At 37.3% G+C, this 23,989-nt stretch carries 19 protein-coding genes and 1 pseudogene; 10 read left to right on the top strand and 10 right to left on the bottom strand.

What is annotated here, in order from left to right; genetic code table 11:
• Positions 1–315: 315 nt before the first annotated feature.
• Both WCP76_RS00490 and infC read right to left on the bottom strand, forming a co-directional pair.
• Entirely contained in the window at positions 316–2,091 is a 1,776-nt protein-coding gene (locus WCP76_RS00490) for an ABC transporter ATP-binding protein (protein ID WP_336293730.1), read from the bottom strand.
• A 217-nt stretch (positions 2,092–2,308) separates the two neighbouring features.
• Positions 2,309–2,827: a translation initiation factor IF-3 gene (gene infC / locus WCP76_RS00485; protein ID WP_336293729.1), complete on the bottom strand. Its 519-nt coding sequence runs from the start codon at positions 2,825–2,827 to the stop codon at positions 2,309–2,311.
• A 195-nt stretch (positions 2,828–3,022) separates the two neighbouring features.
• Here infC and WCP76_RS00480 point away from each other — a divergent pair, with 195 nt between their 5' ends.
• From WCP76_RS00480 to dapE, 3 genes and pseudogenes are all read left to right on the top strand, one after another.
• Entirely contained in the window at positions 3,023–3,802 is a 780-nt protein-coding gene (locus WCP76_RS00480; RefSeq protein ID WP_336293728.1) for an alpha/beta hydrolase, read from the top strand.
• 33 nt (positions 3,803–3,835) lie between these two features.
• Positions 3,836–4,583 (top strand): annotated as a pseudogene (locus WCP76_RS00475) (M48 family metallopeptidase).
• 217 nt (positions 4,584–4,800) lie between these two features.
• Positions 4,801–5,973 carry a succinyl-diaminopimelate desuccinylase gene (gene dapE, locus WCP76_RS00470; RefSeq protein WP_336293727.1) on the top strand — a complete coding sequence of 391 codons (1,173 nt, stop codon included), beginning with the start codon at positions 4,801–4,803 and terminating at the stop codon, positions 5,971–5,973.
• A gap of 95 nt (positions 5,974–6,068) precedes the next feature.
• Here the strand turns inward: dapE and hemW are convergent, their stop codons facing one another.
• A complete protein-coding gene (gene hemW, locus WCP76_RS00465) occupies positions 6,069–7,268 on the bottom strand; it encodes a radical SAM family heme chaperone HemW (RefSeq protein ID WP_336293726.1) in 1,200 nt (399 codons plus the stop codon).
• Entirely contained in the window at positions 7,265–7,912 is a 648-nt protein-coding gene (gene rdgB, locus WCP76_RS00460) for an RdgB/HAM1 family non-canonical purine NTP pyrophosphatase (protein ID WP_336293725.1), read from the bottom strand. Before rdgB ends, hemW begins: the two co-directional genes overlap by 4 nt.
• Positions 7,913–8,222: 310 nt before the next feature.
• On the opposite strand from rdgB, the gene hrcA reads away from it, so the two are divergent.
• Both hrcA and grpE read left to right on the top strand, forming a co-directional pair.
• Entirely contained in the window at positions 8,223–9,293 is a 1,071-nt protein-coding gene (gene hrcA / locus WCP76_RS00455; RefSeq protein WP_336293724.1) for a heat-inducible transcriptional repressor HrcA, read from the top strand.
• A gap of 124 nt (positions 9,294–9,417) precedes the next feature.
• Entirely contained in the window at positions 9,418–10,080 is a 663-nt protein-coding gene (grpE, locus tag WCP76_RS00450) for a nucleotide exchange factor GrpE (RefSeq protein WP_336293723.1), read from the top strand.
• Between the two features lie 912 nt (positions 10,081–10,992).
• Here grpE and WCP76_RS00445 read toward each other — a convergent pair.
• The 5 genes from WCP76_RS00445 to WCP76_RS00425 form a co-directional block, all read right to left on the bottom strand.
• Positions 10,993–11,289 (bottom strand): HPr family phosphocarrier protein, encoded by a 297-nt coding sequence (locus WCP76_RS00445; protein WP_336293722.1) that lies wholly within the window; start codon positions 11,287–11,289, stop codon positions 10,993–10,995.
• A gap of 16 nt (positions 11,290–11,305) precedes the next feature.
• Positions 11,306–11,704: a PTS sugar transporter subunit IIA gene (locus WCP76_RS00440; RefSeq protein ID WP_336293721.1), complete on the bottom strand. Its 399-nt coding sequence runs from the start codon at positions 11,702–11,704 to the stop codon at positions 11,306–11,308.
• 134 nt (positions 11,705–11,838) lie between these two features.
• A complete protein-coding gene (locus WCP76_RS00435) occupies positions 11,839–12,303 on the bottom strand; it encodes an HPr kinase/phosphatase C-terminal domain-containing protein (RefSeq protein WP_336293720.1) in 465 nt (154 codons plus the stop codon).
• Between the two features lie 23 nt (positions 12,304–12,326).
• Positions 12,327–14,114 (bottom strand): sensor histidine kinase, encoded by a 1,788-nt coding sequence (locus tag WCP76_RS00430; RefSeq protein WP_336293719.1) that lies wholly within the window; start codon positions 14,112–14,114, stop codon positions 12,327–12,329.
• A gap of 39 nt (positions 14,115–14,153) precedes the next feature.
• A complete protein-coding gene (locus WCP76_RS00425) occupies positions 14,154–14,876 on the bottom strand; it encodes a response regulator transcription factor (protein WP_336293718.1) in 723 nt (240 codons plus the stop codon).
• Positions 14,877–15,256: 380 nt separating this feature from the next.
• On the opposite strand from WCP76_RS00425, the gene lysM reads away from it, so the two are divergent.
• Entirely contained in the window at positions 15,257–15,727 is a 471-nt protein-coding gene (gene lysM, locus WCP76_RS00420; RefSeq protein WP_336293717.1) for a peptidoglycan-binding protein LysM, read from the top strand.
• Positions 15,728–15,855: 128 nt separating this feature from the next.
• On the opposite strand, the gene WCP76_RS00415 is transcribed toward lysM, so the two are convergent.
• Positions 15,856–16,398, bottom strand: coding sequence for a copper chaperone PCu(A)C (locus WCP76_RS00415; protein ID WP_336293716.1), 543 nt, complete (start codon positions 16,396–16,398; stop codon positions 15,856–15,858).
• Between the two features lie 843 nt (positions 16,399–17,241).
• Between WCP76_RS00415 and dnaK the strand changes: the two genes are divergently transcribed.
• The 4 genes from dnaK to WCP76_RS00395 all read left to right on the top strand — a co-directional run bounded on the left by dnaK (position 17,242) and on the right by WCP76_RS00395 (position 23,636).
• Entirely contained in the window at positions 17,242–19,137 is a 1,896-nt protein-coding gene (dnaK, locus tag WCP76_RS00410; protein ID WP_336293715.1) for a molecular chaperone DnaK, read from the top strand.
• 158 nt (positions 19,138–19,295) lie between these two features.
• Complete coding sequence (dnaJ, locus tag WCP76_RS00405) at positions 19,296–20,444, top strand: molecular chaperone DnaJ (RefSeq protein ID WP_336294002.1); 1,149 nt, start codon at positions 19,296–19,298, stop codon at positions 20,442–20,444.
• A gap of 1,357 nt (positions 20,445–21,801) precedes the next feature.
• Positions 21,802–22,707, top strand: a complete 906-nt coding sequence (gene argB / locus WCP76_RS00400) for an acetylglutamate kinase (protein WP_336293714.1) — start codon at positions 21,802–21,804, stop codon at positions 22,705–22,707.
• 32 nt (positions 22,708–22,739) lie between these two features.
• A complete protein-coding gene (locus WCP76_RS00395) occupies positions 22,740–23,636 on the top strand; it encodes a DMT family transporter (RefSeq protein ID WP_336293713.1) in 897 nt (298 codons plus the stop codon).
• The last annotated feature ends 353 nt before the right edge of the window (positions 23,637–23,989 follow it).

Raw genomic sequence — 23,989 nt, 5'->3', positions numbered from 1 at the left:
TTGTTCATTCTGTTTTCTAATTGGATCATACTTCTCTAGATGAATGTTTATGTATACTAGATCATTTGAATAAGTATAAAAAGAAATTTTTTCTCCATCGAGTCACCGCTTTTAGAATGAGATGAATCGCTTCAAACAATAATGGGCAGGAGTTTCAATTTTCATGTGAATCTTTAGAGATATATCTTCAATAAACAATAAATTCTCTACTAGTAGCTACTATTAGTGTAATCGTTCTGTGTGGTAATATTTTCGTCCTTTACAAAAGTAATGTGAGTATATAATCATTTCTTACTTAAAATCTCACTTAGATGCCTAGAAACTAGGGTATTGTGTATTTTTAAATTGAATATTATGAAGTTTTTTGTAAAGACCATTTTCTTTTGCCAGCAATTCTTTTTGGGTACCTTGTTCAATCAATTGACCATTTTGTATAACAACAATTTTATGAGCGCGAGAAATTGTTGAAAGTCGGTGGGCAATGATGATAGTCGTACGCCCTTTGGTGAGGCGATAAAGAGCTTCATTAATTTGTACTTCAGTATGTGAGTCTAAGGCACTTGTTGCTTCATCAAGAATCAATATTTCGCTATCATGAAGCATTGCTCTAGCGATAGCGAGTCGTTGTTTTTGCCCACCTGAAAGATTACAACCGTTATCACCTATCTGTGTATCATAGCCATTTGGTAAGTCCATAATAAAGTCGTGAGCATTGGCAGTTTTTGCCGCTTGAATAATTTCTTTGTCGCTGGCGCTTTCTTTTCCAAGTCCGATATTATATTTAACAGTTCCTTGAAAAAGAAAAGTATCTTGTCCTACATAGGCCATAAGATTTCTAAGAGAACGAAATGTTATATAGCGGATATCTTGATCGTTAATCAATATACGTCCTTTTGTGGGGTCATAAAGGCGCATAATAAGGTTGATAAAGGTCGATTTTCCTGAACCTGATGGCCCCACCAATGCTGTCATTTTTCCAGGTTCTATTTCTAGGTTGATATCTTTCAACACTATTTGGTCATCTGTATATGCAAAAGAAACATGTTCGAAGCGGATAGTTCCTTGTACTTTATCCAGATCTCGGGCTTTTTCATGTTCTACGACTGTAAGGGGATGGTCAAGTATTTCGTACATTGTGCGGATATTAACCAAGCCAGTTTCAATTTTTACACGTACATTTGCTAATCTTTTTGCAGGTTCGTAAGCTAAAAGCAGAGCTACAATAAAAGACATGAATTCACCTTGAACACCTGCACGTTGGGTTGCAAGGTAGCCAGAAAAGCAGATAATACCCGCAATGGCGACACCTGTGAGTGTTTCCATAATCGGACTTGTGATGGCTTCAAGTTTTGCAATGTTGTTTGCTTGTTTTTCAACATCGCGAATGGCTTTATTCATACGTTTTTTCATTAGCTCTTCTAATGAAAAAGCTTTGATGACGCGAATACCAATAGTACTTTCCTGTATAATTTTTATAATTTCACCAAGTGAGAGAAGTTCTTTTTCCGCAAGGTTACGAACACGCCTTAAAGCAGTTCGAATTCCTAAAAAAGCCAGCGGTCCTACTATTAAAGTAATGGCGATTAACATAAAATTTTGAATGAACATAACAAACAACAGACCACTAATAGAAAGCAAATCACGCACAAAAGTTGAGATAATTATATCAATGATATTACGCGCTTCTGTAGCGTTATGGGTTACGCGTACAAGAAGATCAGATGAAGTGTTATTATGATAAAAAGAGACGCCTTGTTCCATAAGGCGTGCGTAAATTTTGCGTTGTTGTTCAGCAACAATACTGTTACCTGCTTTGCTCAAAAAATAAGTTTGAGCAAAAGTTGCAATTCCTTTGAGAATAAAAATGAAAGCAATGATGCTAGAAATCAAGAAGATCATGCTAAAATTTTGTGCATCAATAATATAATTAACAACGTCACGTATAATCCATGCACTTGCTGCAGTGGTGCAGGAAATAATGATCATTGAAAAAATAGCTGCACTATACCAATGCACATGTTTACGAAAATTTTCTCGTAACAGGCGAATAATAAGATGTTTATCAAAAGCAGAAATTTGTTTTTTTACCATGAAGTGCTTTTATATTTTATCGTTGTTTATACGAGATTGAAGCACTCTTGTTGAAGACATTTAGTCATTCTTAATAAAAAGAGTATCCTCTTAGTAAATAGGTTAGCGCATAACAACTAATCTTTCAAAAGCATCACAACAATTACTTGCAATGCTTTTAAATCATATCCCCACACTCAATTTTGGGTGGGTTCACTTGACATTGATCCCAATAAAATTACTTAGGTGCTATTACCATCATCATTTGACGGCCTTCTAGCTTGGGTTCAGCTTCAATTTTAGCAATCTCACTTGTATCTTCTTTAACCCGCTGAAGAAGTTTCAATCCGAGATCTTGGTGAGCCATTTCACGACCACGAAAACGCAAAGTAACCTTTACTTTATCACCGTTACCAATAAAGCGATGAATAGCCCTAAGCTTGACTCCATAATCATGAACATCAACATTTGGACGCACCTTAATTTCTTTGATTTCAATGATTTTTTGTTTTTTACGTGTTTCAGCCGCTTTCTTTTGGGTTTGATATTTCAATTTTCCTAAATCAATAATTTTACACACAGGTGGTTCTGCATTTGGTACAATTTCAACCAAATCAAGCCCCGCATCTGCGGCTATAGCAAGCGCTTCTTGTATTGCAACAATCCCCTGATGTTGTCCTTTATCATTGATAAGCTGAACGCGAGGTACTCGAATATCCTGATTTGAACGTGGCCCATCTTTCTGGGTAGGTGTCATTTTAAACGGTCTGCGAATGATTTATGCTCCTTAATTTGATTCATCTATAGTGTCATTCAATATACAATTATACACAGAAAAACAACTAGAATTAGTGCCTTTTGCATTATTTGATTTACTGCTTTTAGAAGGGGCGTTTTGAGGATAGAAATGGTTCTTTATATTAATAAAAATATTTTATAGAGGAAAAAGATAATGGATCAGAATATTTCTTGTCAATTTTTTTCGTTTGAGGATATAGCTCTCGCAGTACGCCACCGTCAAGGCAGTTCCTCTCCAGGTTTAGTTTGGCTTTCCGGCTATCAGTCTGATATGTTGGGGAATAAGGCGATGTTGATTGATAATTTTGCCAAGAAGAATGATTTGTCTTGTGTTCGTTTTGATTACTCTGGCCATGGAGAATCTGAGGGTGATTTTTTTCAAGGAACTATTTCACGTTGGGTTAGGGAGAGTTTAGCGATTTTTGAAACCTACTGTAAAGGACCACAAATTTTGATTGGTTCTTCTATGGGGGGATGGATTGCTCTAAAGCTTGCTATGATTCTGGCGCAAAAAAATACAATGCTTGCAGGTATGGTGTTGGTTGCACCAGCTCCTGATTTTACACAAACATTGGTGGAACCAGCTTTAGGCTCAGAGGAATGGAAAATTTTGAATGAAGAGGGGTATATTGAACGACCTGCAGTTGGTGATAAGAAGCCAATACCCTTTACAAAAATGTTGATTGAAGATGGACGAGATAACTGTGTTATGAAGGGATGCATTGACATTGGGTGCCCGGTTCATATTCTACAAGGGATGAAAGATGAGGAAATACCTTATCAGCACACATTGACTTTACTTAATCATTTGCCTTTACATGATGTAACATTAACCCTTGTTCGGGATGCAGATCATCGGTTTTCGCGTCCACAAGATTTAGATTGTCTTGAAACAATTTTGAGGTCATTGGTGAGCCGAGTTAATGCAGGATAAGGGTTAAGTCCATTGATGATGAGAACATAATGTATGACCGTTTATGAACAGCATTTTTATTTTATCTGATTGCGTTGTGCCTTTACGGGTACGCAAACATAAGCGTGCACGCCGTCTTACGTTACGTATTGATGCGAGAGGCCAGGAAATTTATGTAACAGCACCACCGATGATAAGTCTTTGTTCGGTTCAAGATTTTATCGAAAAGCACCGATCTTGGATCGAGGCACGTATTGTTCACCTACAAGTTTCTCACAAAAATTCTTATATCAAAGAAGGTCAAACGATACCTTTATTGGGTGTTGCTCATACGATAAGGCATAAAGAAGGACGTGGGATAGCAGAAATCATTACCGGAAATATGGGGAAAGAGCCAGAAATTATTGTTTATAGTCGATTGGAATATTTGCCAAGGCGCGTTGCTAATATTTTAAAAAAACAGGCTAAAATTCTTATAACGCCGTTGGTAGAAGATTATGCGCGTAAAGTCGAACGTAAAGTAAAATCAATTTGTTATAAAGATACCAAGAGCCGTTGGGGTTCATGTTCAATAGATGGGCGCCTTTCTTTTTCTTGGCGTCTTGTTATGGCACCAAAAGAAATTATTGAATATGTTGTTGCGCATGAAGTTGCCCATCTTATCGAAATGAATCACGGATCGAAATTTTGGGCTCTGTGTGAAAAACTTTGTCCTGACAGTAAAAAATATCGCGTTTGGTTGAAAGAAAATGGTCACACATTGCAAGCAATCAATTTTCATTCATATAAGTTGAAAATATGAAAAAAATTTTAAAAATATAATACGCAGTGGAACTTTCTGTTTAGCATTCCATTACTTATATGCTTCGTCGCATGATGAGGAAGCCATTGAAGGCTTAGCACGATTGTTTTTCCCCTACTTGGTTTGCTGAATGCCTTCAATGTTTTTTCTTTCTTTTTTTTGTAATTCAGCTTAATAACCTTATATAATTCTTCAAGTTTATATCGGAAGAGCACTTATGCCTATCCTTACAGATCCTATTCAGCTATTACAAGCGCTTATTCGTTGTCCTTCTGTTACGCCTCGTGAAGCGGGTGCTCTATCGACTTTGGAATCATTTTTAACAAAGATGCAGTTTTGTGTTGAGCGTCCTATTTTTTCGGATAAAAATACAGAAGATGTCGAAAACCTTTATGCAAAAATGGGAAAAAAGGGGCCACACCTTATGTTTGCAGGTCATACTGATGTGGTACCACCAGGTAAGTTAGAAGACTGGACATATCCTCCTTTTGCAGGCGTAATAAATGAAGGAAAATTATACGGGCGGGGTTCTGTTGATATGAAGGGCGGAATTGCTTGTTTTATTGCAGCGCTTGCTCGGGTTCTTGAAAAACAGTCCATTAAAGGAATGGTAAGTCTTTTGATTACTGGTGATGAAGAGGGTCCTGCTATTAACGGTACGGCAAAAGTTCTCAAATGGGCAGAACAAAAAGGCGAGAAATGGACTGCAGCTCTTGTGGGAGAGCCAACGAGCGTAAAAACTGTTGGTGATGTTATAAAAATTGGTCGTCGGGGATCAATTTCTGGTATCGTTACGGTTCAAGGTTGTCAGGGGCATGTAGCTTTTCCTGAGCGAGCTGCCAATCCATTGCCCTTAGCAAGTAAGCTTATTCAAGCATTGACACGAACTACTTTGGATAAAGGAACTGAAAATTTCCAACCAAGTAATTTGGAATTAACAGCTATTGATACAGGTAATTCTGCAGTTAATGTTATTCCAGCGCAAACAACGATTCGCTTTAATATACGATACAATGATCTTTGGACAAAAGAAGCGCTTATTGCGGAAATTGAAAAGCGTCTTTCTTCAGTGCAATCAAAAAACAATAGTGATCAATTGCCCTACTATCGGCTTGAATGGATTCCAAGTTTTGGGGGGGCTTTTGTGACAAAAAATGATAAACTTGTTACAATTTTATCAAAGGCTATTGAAAATGTGACAGGAAATGTACCTGAGTATTCAACTTCAGGTGGAACTTCAGATGCACGATTTATTAAGGATTATTGCCCAGTGGTTGAATTTGGTTTACCGGGGCAAACGATTCATATGGTAGATGAGTGTGTACCCCTTTATGCAATGGAAACCCTCACTGCTATTTATGAGCGCTTCATTATTGATTTTTTTGCATAGAAGAAGTGATTATTTTTAAAAATCCTTCTAACACAGTGAAAACGGTTAATGTTCTATCACAATTGATATAATAGCAGCTTAGAATCATAGAGATTTTAGCTTGCCAATTGATTTATGATGTGGTCAAGAAAGATGCGTCCTGTGGCTGTCGCTTTTAAGCGCTGGTTTCCTATCATTTCTATTAGTCCTTGCTGTTGTAAATAGGTAAGTTTTTCTATTGGTAAGCTCTTGGGATTTAAGGTTTCATAACGTGAAAGATCCAAACCTTCCGAAAGACGCAAACCCATAAGGAGCATTTCGTTTGCTTGTTGCATTGCGGACAAATGTTCTGTTTCAATACAGCCATGTCCTTTAGTTTCTACCAATTCAAGCCAATGTTCTGGATATTTTTCATTTATTGTGACATAACGTTCACAATGTCTACTTTGAGAGAAAGATGCTTTTGAATAGGCAGAAAAATTGTTCTGTGGAAACTTTATAAAGCGTCCATGTGCTCCAGGACCAAAGCCAGCATATTCTTGATAGCGCCAATAAAGAAGATTGTGAGCAGATTCGGCGCCAGGGATTGCGTGATTTGAGATCTCGTAGGCTGGAAGCCCGTGCGCAGCTGTTATTTCTTGGGTGAGATGATACAAGTCTGCTGCGAGTTCTGAAGCGGGGAGGGTGAGTCTTCCTGCAGCATGAAGACGTTTAAAAGCTGTGCCTTCTTCTATAGTCAACTGGTAAAGAGAAAGGTGATCCGCTGCTAAATCAATGGCTTGAAGAAGTTCAGATTTCCATTGTTTAAGTGTTTGTTCAGGGCGAGCATAAATTAAATCAAAAGATAAACGTGGAAAGATTTGCCGTGCTAACGTAATAGCATGAAGAGCTTGTTTCACATCATGGAGGCGGCCAAGTTTTCGTAGAGCTTTGTCATGAAGTGCTTGTACACCTAAGGACAAGCGATTAACCCCCGCCGCACGGTATCCGCGAAAGCGCTCTGCTTCTACACTAGAGGGGTTGGCTTCCAGTGTGATTTCTGTTTTATTATCGATTGTCCACTTTCTTAAAACTGCTTGCAACAAGGCATCAACAGTCTGAGGCGTCATCAGAGAAGGAGTTCCCCCGCCAATGAAAATACTTGTGATATGCCGTGGGCCTATTTTATGGTACTGCGTTTCTATTTCGCGTTCAAAGGCGGTTACAAAACGTGGTTGATCAACGCCATGAACCCGAACATGTGAATTAAAGTCACAGTAAGGACATTTTGCAGCACAGAAGGGCCAGTGAATGTAAATGCCAAAAGATTCATTCATGAGAGTGTCAAAAGGCTTTTTGCTAAAAGCTTGAAAGCACGTGCGCGATGCGAGAGAGGTATTTCATTATTGAGTTTCCAGCTATGTTTTTGCTTCGTTGACATTTCGCCAAAGGTATTTTCGTATCCATCGGGTAAAAAAATGGGGTCAAAACCGAAACCTTTGTCTCCACGTGGAGGCCAAATGAATGTTCCTTCAACGCTACCACGGAAATAATCTGCGTGAGCATCAGGCCATGCAATGCAGATGACTGATATAAACCGGCCTTTCCGTTGGCTTTTTTCACATGCTCCGATTTTTTGGAGTTCATCTTCTACTTTTTGCATAGCTTTTGAAAAGTTACGTGTGCCATCCGGTTGCAATGCCCAATCGGCTGTATAGACGCCTGGCGCGCCACCTAGTGCATCCACCTCCATGCCAGAGTCATCGGAGAGGGCAGGAAGTCCTGTACTTTTTGCTGCTTCAAAGGCTTTGATGAATGCATTTTCTTCAAAAGTTGTTCCCGTTTCTTTTGGCTCCGGTAATCCGAGTTCTTTTGCTGACTGTATTGTTAAACCGAAGGGAGCAATCAAAGTTGTGATTTCATGTAATTTGCCGGTGTTATGTGTAGCAATGACGAGTTTTTTAGCTGTTATACTTCTCATATACATTTTTCCAGAAATGAAAGGGGGGCTATTATTGTTTAAAAATCATATTAAATGATTATATATACAGGCTTTACTAGATTTTAGGCAGACGATTCTCTTGCATATTTATTGATATTTCATTTAAATGAAATATCCTATATTTTATGAGGACAATGATTGAAAATACATATAGGCGGTTTCTTTTTTGATGATAGCATTTTTCATTATAAATGTATAATATGTTTTTGCACTACTTAGGACTGTTTGACCAAATCTTGGCAAAGCTTATATAAGAAAGAAACTTTTTTGAAGTAGTGAAACAATTGTGATGAAGCACAAACCTATTGATGATGAACTAAAATACCTTGATGAGCGTTCGCGTGATATATTTCGCCATATTGTTGAAGCTTATCTTAATGATGGTGAACCTGTCGGATCACGGAATCTTTCGCGGCTTTTACGACAGACATTATCGCCTGCGACGATTCGCAATGTGATGAGTGATCTTGAACATCTTGGTCTAATTTATGCACCTCATGTGTCTGCAGGACGAATGCCTACACAATCAGGATTACGTTTTTTTGTTGATGCATTTATGGAAATGGGTGATTTGCCAAATGAAGAGCGTGAAAGTATCGAAATGCAAGTTAAAGAGGCTGGTCATGCGCAGTCAGTTGAACATTTTCTCATCCAAGCTAGCCAAGTTCTTTCAGATCTTTCACGTGGAGCAGGACTCGTCCTCGCGACAAAACATGAAGGAATCTTGAAGCATATTGAATTTGTGCGTCTTGATGGGGAGAATGCTCTTGCAGTTTTAGTGACCCAACAGGGAGAAGTTGAAAATCGTATTGTTCATTTACCAGAAGGTGTTACTCATGCACAATTGACGGAGGCAACGAATTTTCTCAACGCTCACATTCAGGGGCTCACATTGAGTGAAGCTAAGGGAGAAATTGCGCGTTTATGCTCAGAAACACGAGCCGCATTAGACCATTTATCTCACCACCTTGTTGAAACAGGGTTAGCTCTTTGGGGAGGAGAAGATGTTGATCATAAAATACATTTAATCGTTCGTGGGCGAAGTAATTTGTTGGAAGATGTGAAGGCAAAAGAAGATTTAGAGCGTTTACGGCATTTGTTTGATGACCTTGAAACGTGTGAAAGTATGGTGCAGCTCCTTGATTTAACGGATGAAGGTTCGGGAGTTCGGATCTTTATTGGTTCAGAAAATAAGTTGTTTTCGCTTTCTGGTTCTTCTTTAGTTGTGGCACCTTATCGCGATTCAAAACAAAGAGTCATTGGAGCTTTAGGAGTTATTGGGCCAACACGGCTTAATTATGCAAGGATCGTGCCTATGGTGGATTACACGGCTCAACTTTTGTCACAGCTGTTACGTTAAATGACTAGGTGGATATTTGTATTATAAACGCTTATTGTATTTAAGATTCGTACATACCCCTTGATTTTTGTCTGTAAAATTTCGATATCGATAATAATGAATCTTATGAAGGAATAGAATTTTTATGTCTGATGAAAAAAACAAATTTACTGATGCTTCATTTGAAAATTCCGATTTGAAAAACCCAGCTGATCGTGATGCGTTTAAACAAGCAGCTGATGAGTTTTTAAAAACGCGTGAAGCAGAGGTTCGCGCAGAAGTTGAAGAGAAAGAAAATGAAATTATAGATCCCTTAGCTGCTTTGCAAAATGAAAATAAAGAGCTGAAAGATCAACTTTTACGCCTTGCTGCCGATATGGAAAATCTGCGACGTCGTACTGCGCGTGATGTTGCAGATGCAAAGGCTTACTCAATTGCTAATTTTGCACGTGATATGTTATCTGTTTCTGATAACCTTAGTCGTGCTTTGGAGGCTATTCAAGAAGGGGCACGTGAAAATGATGTTGGTTTGAAAACACTAGCAGAGGGGGTTGAAATGACTGAGCGTGCAATGATAGCCGCGTTAGAGCGTCATGGGGTAAAGAAGATTTTTCCAGAGGGACAAAAATTTGATCCTCATTTTCATCAAGCTATGTTTGAAATTTCTAATCCCGATGTTCCAGATAATACCGTTCAGCAAGTTGTGCAGGCGGGTTATATTATTGGTGAACGTGTACTTCGTCCGGCGATAGTTGGTGTAGCAAAAGGAGGAACAAAAGAAGTTCCTGTTGAATCCGACTCGGCTTGAAACACATCAGCAATAAAATCTCTAGTGCAAAAATGTGGCATTATGTGCATTCATATTTATGAAGCATTTTATCAAAGAGAGCTTTAAGGGTGTTTTAGCACCCTTTTATCCTCGAAGTATTCAGATTGCCTTCACATATATAATATTGTTTGAAATATGGCCGATAACAATAAAATAAAATGATCAAGTAGGAAAAGAAGAAACGAAGAATTGTGCCGAAAAGATAGATAAGAAGGTAGATCTTCAAGTTTAATACCTGGTCGGCTACGCAAGAATAATATGGCGGGCTGGGTTCTTTTTGATTCGGTTTTAATCTTAAGCTTCTCTGAATATATTACATCTTTATGTGTAAAAGGTTGAGGGTTTCACAAGGCTCAATACGAATAATCAAAAAAAACAAAATATATGAAAACTTTGCAGACTAATCCGTTATCCTCTTTGTAGGCCATTTGTTTTAAAAAAAGCTAATAGCACTAACAAACGTAGCGCAACACCTTCTCATACATAAAAAAGTCTTACTACAAGCGTAAGTACAGATAAGTTGATAGTATCATTATCTCTCCGACGAGAATGAAGATAAAAAATGTTTTAAAAGTAATTACCATGATTATAAATTGGATTGAAGGGTGTATGCTCCCTTCTTTATGAGGGTTAAGCAAGGTAATAATTGTAATTATCAATAAAGATTCAAGTAAATAAAACCAATTGAAGATGAACGTTGATACAGTTTTACACACAACATTAATATCCAAGATATTTGTAGCTGTGATAACTATGTAAAGCTAAAAGAATTACAGATATGAGCGCTGATGTGGGCAAGAGAAGAACAGGAAAATAAATAAAAATAATAGTATAGAAAAATTCTTTTTCATTTTTAAAGCTGGTAGTAATATTATTTTCCAAATAAAAGCTTTAGTTTTCTTCTCCAAATTTATTTTTTATAAGTTTTTCAAGGGCATCGAGAGCGTCAGTTGCTTCTGGACCTGAAACGCGAATTGTGAGATTACAACCTGGGGAAGCTGCTAGCATCATAAGTCCCATAATAGATGAACCGCCCACAACTTTTCCATCTTTTTCAACTTCGACAATAGCGTTGAAGTTGTCAACAGTTCGTACAAACTTCGCAGAGGCGCGTGCATGCAAGCCACGTTTATTAGAAATATTGAAATGACGACTTAATGTACATGGGAGAGAATTTTTAGAAAGCATCGGTATTAATTATCCGCTATGAAATCATACTTGGTACATTAATATATTTACGCCCTGCTTCTTGCGCTATTTTTAAAGCTTCTGATAATGAAATATCAGGGCATTGGCGAATAGAAATCAGCTTGATAAGCATTGGTAAATTAACACCCGCAATCATTTCAACACGTCCTTTTTCAATAGCAGGGATAGCCATATTTGATGGTGTTCCACCAAATACATCCGTTAATATGATCACTCCATGATTTGTATCTGTAGAGGAAACTGCGGCTATAATATCACCTTGGCGCTGATCCATATCATCATCTGGGTAGACGCATATTGTTGCAAATTTCTCTTGTGTTCCAACCACATGTTCTACAGCATGTAGAAATTCGATAGCCAGCTCACCGTGCGTTACAAGCACGAGTCCAATCATTTTTCAAAAACTCCAGTTCACTAAAGATCCGACCATATTGTTAGAAAAGATATTTTACAGGGCTTTGCTCTGCTGCCAAGAAAAATTTGTAAAAAAAGGAAAAAACAATGATTTTTTCTATCTTTAGAGGAAAATTAAACAGATTTGCGCCATATTTTTCTAAAAAAGAATGCTTCAATAGCCTGACAAATGGCTGTACAGTCTGCTTCATGAAGACTAGGAAGTTTTAAAAGAGGGATCTGTATGTCTGCAAATTGAAAAGTTTTATTTGTGGATAAGCGTTCATATTCAGGGCCAAGAAGAATAACACAATCAATAGTTGTTTGTGTTTCAAATTCTATTGTATAAAGGCCAGCACCACGAATTTCAATTCCACCCTGTAAACCTTCTGGAGTGTATCCATGAAGTTTTCCATTTTCCACACGGAGCATTGTATAATCATCGCTAATAAGTTTTGCTTCACGTTGCGACCACTCAGCACGGTCAATCAAAGCAAGGGTAAGAGTTGATTTTCCTGATCCCGACGGGCCTGTAATCAATAACCCCTTCCCACCTAGCTGAAGGCAATTTGCGTGTAGTACTTCATTTTTTGTTTTCATACCTTTTGCTTTAGATTAAATATTTATTTTACGAAGGGAAGCATAATAATAAAACGTGCGCCAGTTTTACTATTTCCAAGTTCAAGGTCAATAATATTTTCAGCTGTAATTGTTCCATTATGAGCTTCAATGATTTGTCGACTAATAGAGAGGCCAAGTCCTGAATTTTGTCCAAAAGTATCTTCGTTTGGTCGATCTGTATAGAAACGTTCAAAAATGTGTTCAATATTTTCTGAACGAATACCTGGGCCATTATCTTCAATAATTAAAATAAGAGTTGAAGCATGACTTTTCATGGTTATAAAAATTTTACCGTTGTCATGGGGAATGAAGGAGCGTGCATTTTCAATGAGATTAGAAATAACTTGTCCTAAACGGAGTTCATGCCCCAATACAAGATAAGCTTTTCCATGAGGGCGTGGGATAATATTCAGGCTTATATCAATGTTTTGCGTATTGCGGTATACTTCTTGAACGGCATGAACAAGACTTTCCAAAAGCAGTGCCATATCAACGATCTGTGCAGTTTCACGAGCAAGCTCTGCATCTAGTCGGGAGGCATCAGAAATATCAGTAATCAAACGATCAAGACGGCGCACATCGTGCTGAATAATTTCAAACAATTTTTTCTGTGCTTCTTCATTTTTAGCTAGTGGGAGTGTTTCAACAGCACTGCGTAGTGAGGTAAGAGGGTTTTTTAATTCGTGGCTTACATCAGCAGCAAAGCGTTCAATAGCTTCAATCCGCATGTAGAGGGCATTGGTCATATCACGAATAGAGGTTGAAAGGTGACCGATTTCATCTTCACGCATTGAAAAATCGGGAATTTCTACGCGTTTATTATTGCCATGACGCACACGGTTAGCAGAGGCAGATAATTTACTTAGTGGATGTGCAATCGTATGAGCTAAAAATAGAGAAAGTACCAAAAGCACGCTGCCTACAACAGCAAAAACTTTGAAAATAACCAGCCTTTCACCCTTTACGATGTTATCAATATCTGAACCAGTGGTTGAAAGAAGAAGCGCTCCCACAACTGCACGATAGCGTTGAACAGGTACGGCAACAGAAACAATTAATTGGCCTTGTCTGTTACGTCGTTTGGCAGTAGCAAGAGATCCATTTAGTGCTCGGTAAACTTCTGGATAAGCTATACTGGTGTTCTTTTTTGTTTGCTCTCTATCAATAGCAATACCAGTGCCATAAAATGCACTTGAGAACCATGAATAAAGACGTTCCCACATGTTTTGTTCGGTTTTAAGCGGGGGTAAATCATAGCTAAAAACTTCACCACTAGAATAAAGAACACGTGAATCGAGAAGTAAAGTAGCATCACGATCATAGATACGTGCTCTTGTTGTTTTGGGTGTGATGAGGCGTCGCAAAAGAGGAGCAACTTGTTCAGGATTAATGGGAAAGTCCCAAGAGTCTGTTGATTGAGGTGCCGGTGTCACACTTTCTCCAGCCTGTAACTCTAAAAGTTTTTGCGGATCAATGAGGATAGAATTTGTATCTACAGTTGCAGAAGCGGCAATGGCTCCAGCGATAATTTTTCCTTGAGTGCATAAACTCTTGATTTTTGCTTCAATCAAACCATCGCGAAATTGATTAAGATATAAAATGCCTGTAACCAGAACGGCAAGGGCAGCAATATTTAACATAACAATGCGGCGTGTAAGACTGGAAAAAAGCAATTGTCTGAGAAGACGTTGCACTCGAAGATTCAAATGGGCAAACACAGAAAACAGTTTTGAAGGAATGCCATTTGATGTTGTTTTTCGCGGAGCTTCCTGTTGAGTATCTTTTGTCATAGATTTGATCGCCGTTCAAATTTTTGCGACAAAATAGCTTCACACCTCGTGGAAACGATAGCCTACACCATAAAGTGTTTCAATCATTGCAAAATCATCATCCACTTGTTTAAACTTTTTACGCAGACGCTTAATATGACTATCAATAGTGCGGTCATCTACATAGACCTGATCATTATAGGCCGCATCCATCAAAGCATCACGACTTTTCACAATTCCAGGTCTTTGTGCTAGGGTCTGTAGAATCAAAAATTCTGTGACAGTTAAAATAACAGGTTTATCTTTCCATGTACAGGTATGACGTTCTTGATCCATTACAAGATCTCCACGTTTGAGAGAAGAAGCGGGCGAGGTTCCTGTTGCAAGCGGTTGGTTACGGGCATTGGAGCGACGTAGAATAGCTTTTACTCGCTCAATGAGAAGACGTTGAGAGAAAGGTTTTGTAATGAAGTCGTCGGCTCCCATTTTGAGTCCAAACAGTTCATCAATTTCATCATCCTTAGAAGTAAGAAAAATAACTGGAATGTCAGATTTTTGGCGCAATCGGCGCAAAAGTTCCATACCGTCCATTCGAGGCATTTTAATATCAAAAATAGCTAAGTGTGGGGGATGTAGTGTTAAACCTTTAAGTGCAGATGCTCCATCTGTATAGCTTTCAACTCGATAGCCTTCTGTTTCAAGTGCAAAAGATAAAGATGTTAAGATATTGCGGTCGTCATCAACAAGTACAATCGTTTGTGTGATTGTTGTAGTATCCTTCATGGCTTCTTAGACCTTTCTATTGCTGTGATAGCAAATTACCCACGCTATTTATATGGGAGCTTACATTTTTTTTGCAAAATAAATCTGGTACAAATTATAGCAGAGTAAAAAACCTTTCATCTTTACGGTAAAAGTTTGTTTTAACTTTGCAATTTGATAATGCTTTTGCGCGTGTTAAGATCCCTTCACATAGGATAAAATTTTCATTGGAACGTTTTTTATTAACGTTTGTTCTTGTCTCTGTCCCAGAATTGAACAGGTTCGTTTTTGATCGTTGAAGTTTAGGAATCCCCCCTATTTGTTTTAAAAGCAAAGAAATATAGTGGGGGTAACATAATATGTGTAGAAAATTTGCCGCCACTACACGAAAGGAGATTATAATGGGATTTTTTAATTTTGTTAAAACGGTTGGTGAAAAATTTGGCATTGGAAATCACGAGCCAGAAGAAAAAGATTTTAAGGCTGCATTTAATAATTTTCATCTCGACACAGAAAAAGTAAATGTTTTGGTTGAAGATGGTCATGCTACTTTGAGTGGTGAGGTTCCAGACAGAGAAACCCTTGAAAAAGCACTTTTAGTTGTAGGTAATGCACAAGGTATCTCTTCTGTTGATATTGACAAATTAAAGATTACAAAAGATTCAAATATGAAAGCATCTCGTTTTTATGAAGTAAAATCAGGTGATAATCTTTGGAAAATTGCTGAAGAAGTTTATGGAAAAGGGCAAGGTGATAAAAATACGTTCATTTTTGAAGCTAATAAACCAATGCTAAAATCACCCGACAAAATTTATCCTGGACAAATTTTACGTATTCCTGAAATTGATCATGCCCGATCAGATAGAGGGTGAGTCCTTTGCTTTTTACGCTATGCTATGTTGCCATTAAAAAAGAAGAAGCGTGAAAATTTTTTCCACGCTTCTTAGTTATTTTTGAATGTTCGAATTAATGGTGGTTAAAGGGTTTAGTGCGCAGGAATTTATTTTGAAGGTGATGTTGCTCTCATAGAATCTACAGAGAAGTGAACATCAATTGTTCCTGCTTTCTCGAATGTCAGTGTAGCTTTAATTTTGTCACCTTGTTTGAATGGTTGTGAGAGTCCCATGAACATAATATGATTACCACCAGGCTTAAGTGTGATTTCACCATTGCCTGGAATTTCGATGCCATTATGCATTTTTTCCATTTTCATGATGTCGTTAATAACTGTCATAGAGTGAATTTCTGTTGTTTGTGCCTCATTTGTGGAGACAGAAACTAAACGATCTGGTGTGCTACCATGATTAATGATGTAGAGATAACCGCTTCCAATTTTTACGCCTTTTGGTGTTGCTCTCGTCCAAGGATGAATGATCTCTATGTCGCTAAGTTGGTATTTGTGAGCGAATGTAGGCTGCAGAGTTATGAAAACAAAGCCAAGAAAAAACACAGCATTTACAATAGTTTTTTTGAGTGAATATCCTGCATAATAAGGATTTTTAAATATAGAATCCTTTATTCTATTTATAATAATTCTCATCATTTATTTACCCTCCTTAATTAGATTCACTTAGACACTTAATTATTAGCAGAGTTTTTGTACAAAATAAAAGGAAGAATTATTCAAGTTATATTTCTGAGGGTAGAAGTTCATGGGTTTATTGGTTTTTGGAAAAGAAGTATTAAGGTTTGAAATAGTAGTGCCCTTAAGAGGGAAATATGTAGGTTAATAGAAGTTTATATTGGATATATTAAATAAGGTGACTTTCAAACAGCATAAGCGATTAGGTCTTTAGAAACAGAACCATTAAGAGTAGATTGACAGATGATATCCTTACAAATATTAGTTTTAGAAGATAACATCATGAAGTTGTCGATATAAGAAACATTGGGCTCATTTTTTAGGTGAGGATATAGCGGGTAATGAAGTATTTTTCTCAGAAAGCCTGTAGTATTCATGGCATAAATTTAGCGTGTCTGAACAACTTTTTTAAAAGTTTTTACGTGAATATTTTGTGTGGTTATGAGAGGTCAAGGAAAATACTTTATCATTCTTTTTATATTTTTAATTTTTATAGGTTGATATACTTATGAAAGTCGCAGAAAAAGCTGCTGATATGTTCATCTCACTAATAAAGGGGATATTTGTGTGTAAATAGAATGTCTATTTTATAAAGAAAATTTTATTTTGAGAATGTTTCTCTTAATTATTCTCTTGTAGCGATAAAAGCCTGTTCTTATATACGAAATAGAAAGGCTTGTTGCGACTTGTGGTTTATTATTTGTGTAACTTGAGGTGAGGTGCAGGCTTTAAGTGTTATAAAGGAGCTTTCTTAGAAAGATGCTTGATAAAGGTTGAGATAGCTTGCTGAATGGAGATTATAATATGGCAAAAGTAATTGGTATTGATCTGGGGACGACTAACTCTTGTGTTGCTGTTATGGATGGCAAAAATGCAAAGGTTATCGAAAATTCAGAAGGAGCGAGAACAACGCCTTCTGTTGTTGCCTTTACTGATGGGGGCGAGCGGCTTGTTGGGCAGCCTGCTAAACGACAATCAGTTACGAATCCTGAAGGAACAGTTTTTGCAGTTAAACGCTTAATTGGTCGCCGGTTTGATGACCCTATGGTTGAAAAAGATAAAGCGCTTGTACCCTACAAAATTGTTAAAGGCGAAAATGGTGATGCGTGGGTTGAAGAAACGGGTAAGAAATATTCTCCGTCACAAATTTCAGCTATGATTTTGCAAAAGATGAAAGAAACTGCCGAGTCTTATCTTGGTGAAAAAGTTGAACAAGCGGTTATCACTGTTCCTGCTTATTTCAATGATGCTCAACGGCAAGCTACTAAAGATGCTGGTAAAATTGCTGGATTAGAGGTTTTGCGGATTATTAATGAGCCAACAGCTGCTGCTTTGGCGTATGGTTTGGATAAAAAAGATGGAAAAACTATAGCTGTTTACGATCTTGGTGGTGGTACATTTGATATTTCTGTGCTCGAAATCGGAGATGGTGTTTTTGAAGTTAAATCAACCAACGGAGACACTTTTTTAGGCGGTGAAGATTTTGACATGCGCTTAGTCGGTTATTTTGCCGATGAATTCAAGAAAGAACAAGGAATTGACCTAAAAAATGATAAACTAGCATTGCAGCGTTTGAAAGAAGCGGCGGAAAAAGCAAAGATTGAACTTTCTTCTTCACAACAAACGGAAATTAATTTGCCATTTATTACGGCAGATCAATCTGGTCCTAAACACTTAACCATGAAATTAACTCGGGCGAAATTTGAATCTCTAGTTGATGATTTGGTTCAGCGCACTATCGAACCTTGTAAAGCCGCATTGAAAGATGCAGGTCTGAAAGCTGGTGAGATTGACGAAGTTGTTTTGGTTGGTGGCATGACGCGTATGCCCAAGATTCAAGAAGTTGTGCAAAACTTTTTCGGCAAGGATCCGCACAAAGGCGTTAATCCCGATGAAGTCGTGGCTATGGGTGCTGCTATTCAAGGTGGAGTATTGCAGGGCGATGTAAAAGATGTATTGTTGCTGGATGTAACACCTTTATCTTTGGGTATTGAAACATTGGGTGGAGTCTTTACACGCCTCATTGAACGCAATACCACTATCCCAACTAAAAAATCACAAGTTTTTTCAACGGCTGATGATAATCAGAGTGCCGTGACTATTCGTGTTTTCCAAGGTGAACGCGAAATGGCTAATGATAACAAATTACTAGCTCAATTTGATCTTGTTGGTATTCCACCGGCACCACGTGGTATACCTCAGATTGAGGTCACTTTTGATATTGATGCAAATGGTATTGTAAATGTTTCGGCCAAGGACAAAGGAACTGGTAAAGAACACCAAATTCGTATTCAAGCATCAGGTGGTCTAAGTGATGCTGACATTGAAAAAATGGTCAAGGATGCGGAAGAGCACGCGGCTGAAGACAAAAAACGTCGTGAAGGTGTAGAAGTTAGAAATCAAGCGGAAGCTCTTGTTCATTCAACTGAAAAGTCGCTTACAGAGTATGGTGATAAGGTATCAGCTGAAGAGAAGGAACAGATTGGGACTGCAATATCTGATTTGAAGTCTGCACTTGATGGTACTGATTCTGAAGAAATAACAGCAAAAATGCAAAAATTAGCAGAAGTTAGTATGAAACTCGGACAAGCTATGTATGAAGCTTCACAAGCGGCAAATGCAGATACTGAAACAGATACAAAGAATGATGATGATGTAGTCGATGCTGATTTTGAAGAAGTTAATGATAAGAAGAAATAATATAAGCAAATGGATTAATTAATTAACAAACCCGGTCTTTGAAATATAAGGCTGGGCTTTGTTATTTGAGATTAGTTGCAACTTTGTGACTAAAAATATAAATTGAAAGCAGATTTTACCCATTAAGATGGACGATAAAAAATTATCAGGAATACATGATGAAGTTTGATTATTATGAAATTCTTGGCGTAACTCGTGAATGTGATGATAAAAAGTTGAAGTCAGCTTTTCGTAAGTTGGCGATGCAATATCATCCTGATCGCAACGCGGGGGATAAAGAGGCAGAGCGTAAATTCAAAGAAATTGTCGAAGCTTATGAGGTTCTCAAAGATCCTCAAAAACGAGCTGCTTATAACCGATTTGGGCATGCGGCTTTTGAACATAATCACGGGGAAAGAGCAAACCCCTTTGGTGGTTTTTCCAGTAGTGGTGGATTTTCCGATATTTTTGAAGATTTTTTTGGAGAAATTATGGGGGGGGGGCACCGTAAGCGTGGTGATGGTCGCGAGCGTGGTGCAGATCTGAGTTATAATATGGAAGTGACCTTGGAAGAGGCATTTTCAGGAAAAACTGCACAGATTAATATTCCTAGTTCCGTTACTTGTGATGTTTGTGAAGGCTCTGGTGCAAAAAAAGGATCTAAACCACAAGTTTGTGAAACTTGTCATGGATCTGGCCGTGTACGTGCTGCACAAGGTTTCTTTTCTATTGAACGCACATGTCCTGGATGTCATGGACGTGGTGAAACCATTACGGATCCATGCCAAAAATGTCAGGGGACGAGACGGGTAGAAAAAAAACGTTCATTGAGCGTGAATGTTCCAGCTGGTATTGACGATGGTACGCGTATTCGTCTTTCTGGTGAAGGAGATGCTGGTATTCGTGGTGGTCCTAACGGTGATCTTTATATTTTTCTTTCTATTAAACCACATGAATTTTTTCAGCGAGAAGGGGCAGATCTTCACTGTCGTGTGCCTATTTCAATGGTTACAGCTGCTTTAGGAGGAGAGTTTGAGGTTTCCGACCTTGATGGTGTTAAAGCACGGGTTAAGATTCCAGAAGGAACGCAGCATGGACGTCAATTTCGCCTTAAAGGAAAAGGAATGCCCATGTTGCGTCGTCAGCAAGCAAGAGGTGATCTTTATATTCATATTACTATTGAAACACCGCAACAACTAACGCAAGAGCAACGCGAATTGTTGCAAAAATTTGATAAACTTTCGAATTGTGAAAATTCACCACGGTCACATGGTTTTTTTTCACGTATGAAAGAGTTTTTTGAGAATATTTCTGGTCCAAATCCATGAATGCCTATCAGAATTAAGGATTATTTGAAGAATCTGCTCAATGCTTTGCTGTTTAAAGCTTGTAACGATATTTCAAAAACCTCATTTAGATTGATATATTTTTGAAATATAAGTGTTTATCAGTTGACGGGTTATGTGTATTCTTTCCTGTAAGCTAGAAAAAATAATAACTTTCATTTTGAGTATTTTTATTTGAAAGAATAGTTTTTATGGTTTTTTCTTCTCTTGCATTGACTCGAATGGGTGGTGAAGGAGTTATGGATAGAACTTTAGTATTACTTATGAAAGAATACCATTACTTCTTAGAATGGAGTAGATGGCTTTACGAAGAAAAAGAGAGATAAAAATTAGCAGAATAGATCAAATTTAAATGGTTTAAGTCGGAGCTAACTACTGTGATTTTATTTAGTTGATAGATAGGTGAGTACAGAGAATAATGTTTGTTTTATATGAAAAGATCAAAAATAAGCATCTTTATCATTTACTTGTTTGCATTTACTGCATAAAATGACTTACAGATTGTGATCATATAAATTTTTTGAAAGAGTGTTTTTGTTTTTTTCATAATGCTTTTCTGCTTCTATATGTGGCTGCGTTCAATCATTACCAGGATAGCTAATAGTCAAAGAAAATCCAATATTTTTATGGATCGTTTAGATAGAGTCTGTATGGTCTTATAATAAGACAATATTGGATTAAACTACAGATTTTTTAAGGTGATACTGTAATGAGCTGCTACTATCATTCATTTATTGGTTTTCAATTTTAAGACTTTTCCTGCGCGTAAATAATTTAATAAGAAACATTATTAATTTTTTTAGAATGGTTTTATCTATACGCTAATTCCATTATTTAGGGATTTCACTTAAGTTGCACGATAATTAATGATCATTATAAATCAATGAAATATAGTTAGTTACAACATTTGTGCTAATGGATTTTTCGATTGATAATTTCCAATTTGTAATTATTGGGAAAAAAAATTTTTGTTTTCGGCTTATGAAATCAGTGGTTATATATATTTTTATTTGTTGTTAAAGCTTCATAGGGTAAAATAAATAAGTTGAATGTGGGGTGTGGTTTGAAATTTCTCTGAATTCTGCTTCCAAATTTTATATATAAGAGCATAAAACAATGATATTTTGTGAGCCTATTTTTGTGCTCAACTTTTAGATGCAAGTCCTTTTTAAGGAAGCTACCTTTATGTCATCTCGTCATTGCTTTAGTTTTCATTTAAGAAAAAACTAATGTTTTTCAGGGGGGATAAATAAATAGAGTAAAACTTGTTTAAAAATTTATTTTCATTTTTTTTAAACTTCACTAATAGAGGGTAAAAAGTGATGAGGAGGCTCTTTTTATGGATGATATTAAAAACGATGTTGCGGACGTTTTGAAACAACAAGCAGCATTTTTATCGTCTGCTTTACCTTATATGCAAAAATACGAAAATAAAACAGTTATTGTAAAATATGGTGGTCACGCTATGGGTGATTCTGCTTTGGGACGAGCATTTGCGCGTGATATTGCTCTGTTAAAGCAATCAGGTATTAATCCTGTCGTCGTTCATGGTGGGGGGCCTCAAATTGCTGAAATTTTAATGAAAATGGGGATTGAGTCGCGGTTTGAAAACGGTTTACGTGTAACCGATGAGCGGATCGTTGAAGTAGTTGAAATGGTTTTGGCGGGTTCCATAAACAAAGAAATTGTTGCTCTCATCAACGCGGAAGGCGAATGGGCAATAGGGTTGTGTGGCAAAGATGGAAATATGGTTTTTGCCGAAAAGACCTATAAAACTGTGATTGATCCAGATTCGCATATTGAACGTGTTTTAGATTTGGGGTTTGTTGGTGAACCTGTTGAAGTTGACCGCAGATTATTAGATCTTTTGGCGTGTTCTGAGATGATACCAGTCCTTGCTCCTGTCGCTCCAGGCCGTGATGGAAAAACCTATAATATTAATGCTGATATTTTTGCTGGAGCTATTGCTGGTGCATTGGAGGCTAAACGTCTTTTATTTCTGACTGATGTTCCTGGTGTTTTGGATAAACAGGGTAAGCTGTTAAAGGAATTGACAGTTTCTGAAGCTGAAAACCTTATTAAAAATGGGACAATTTCAGATGGTATGATTCCAAAAGTAGAGACTTGTATAAAAGCCCTTCAAAATGGTGTAGAAGGTGTTGTCATTTTAAATGGCAGAACACCCCATTCTGTCTTGCTAGAATTGTTTACAGAACAAGGAGTTGGAACACTTATCGTTTCGTAAGGCGTGTAAAAAATTGGAGGAAAAAACCTTTCATGATTAATATAAAACAGTTGAAACATCCTTTATTAAGCAGGCCGGAGTTAGTATTGTTTTCTGCAACGATATTGTGGGGTATTACATTTTTGGTAACCCAGATTGCAGTCCGTTATAGTGGGCCTCTCTTCTTTGTTGGATTTCGTTTTATTGTTGCATCACTTATATGTGGGCTTATTTTTGGACGCTCTATGAAAAATACAACCGCTTATGAAATTTTTGCTGGGATATCTATCGGTTTAGGAATGTTTTTGGGTTATGCTTTGCAAGCTATGGGGCTTCAAACGATTATGAGTAGTCAGTCGGCTTTTATAACGGCGCTTTATGTTCCTATGGTTCCAATACTGCAGTGGATTGTTTTTAAAAAGTCGCCCCGCTTAGCTTCTTGGCTTGGTATTGTTTTCGCTTTTATTGGGCTTGTACTTGTTTCTGGGCAAAAATTTGGAAGGTTTGATTTTTCAAAGGGTGAAATTTTGACTTTGTTGGGAGCTTTAGCAATTGCTGGGGAGGTAATACTTATTGGAGTTTTTGCCAGCAAGGTTGATAGCCGCCGAGTAACAATTATACAACTATTTTTTAGCGGTCTTTTTTCATTTTTTTGTATGCCTTTTCTGGGAGAAAGTATTCCTGAATTCTCATGGGTATGGCTGAGTATTGGTATAGGATTAGCATTAATGAGTGCCATAATTCAATTGGCAATGAATTGGGCACAAAAGTCTATTTCACCTACGCGTGCAACACTTATTTATGCAGGTGAACCTGTGTGGGCGGGTATAGTTGGGCGCTTAGCTGGAGAGCGTTTATCCCCTTTAGCTTTATTAGGTGGTTTACTTATTCTGATTGGAATCATTGTGGCTGAATTACAGCCTTCACAATGGCTTAAAAAAATAAAGTGATTGCAAAAATTGATTAGCTGTATCTTTCTTCAGGTACGATTTTATTTTTCTGTTTTTTAAAAAAAGTTAAGGTGGTTTTTCATGTTTTTCCACCTTTAAAGGCAGGAGAAGGAATCTTTTACTAAGTCAGTGCTGTTTCAAAAGATGTTTTTCAAGGAAGTATATTTATAAAGTTCTAACAATTGAGAAGATTGATTGCTCCGATATTAGACTTTGTTTATTTTATGTAAAAGTATAAGAAAGCACTTCTTGTACATTTTTCCAACAGTCTAAACTAATCTCTATTTCTAATAGAGCAGTGGTATATGAGTAAAAAGACTAATGAATATGAAAAAATTAAGAGCGTTTTAGTA

The sequence above is a fragment of the Bartonella vaga genome (assembly GCF_037070895.1).
Classification (GTDB): Bacteria; Pseudomonadota; Alphaproteobacteria; order Rhizobiales; family Rhizobiaceae; genus Bartonella.
This window is presented reverse-complemented; position numbering and strand designations above follow the sequence as displayed.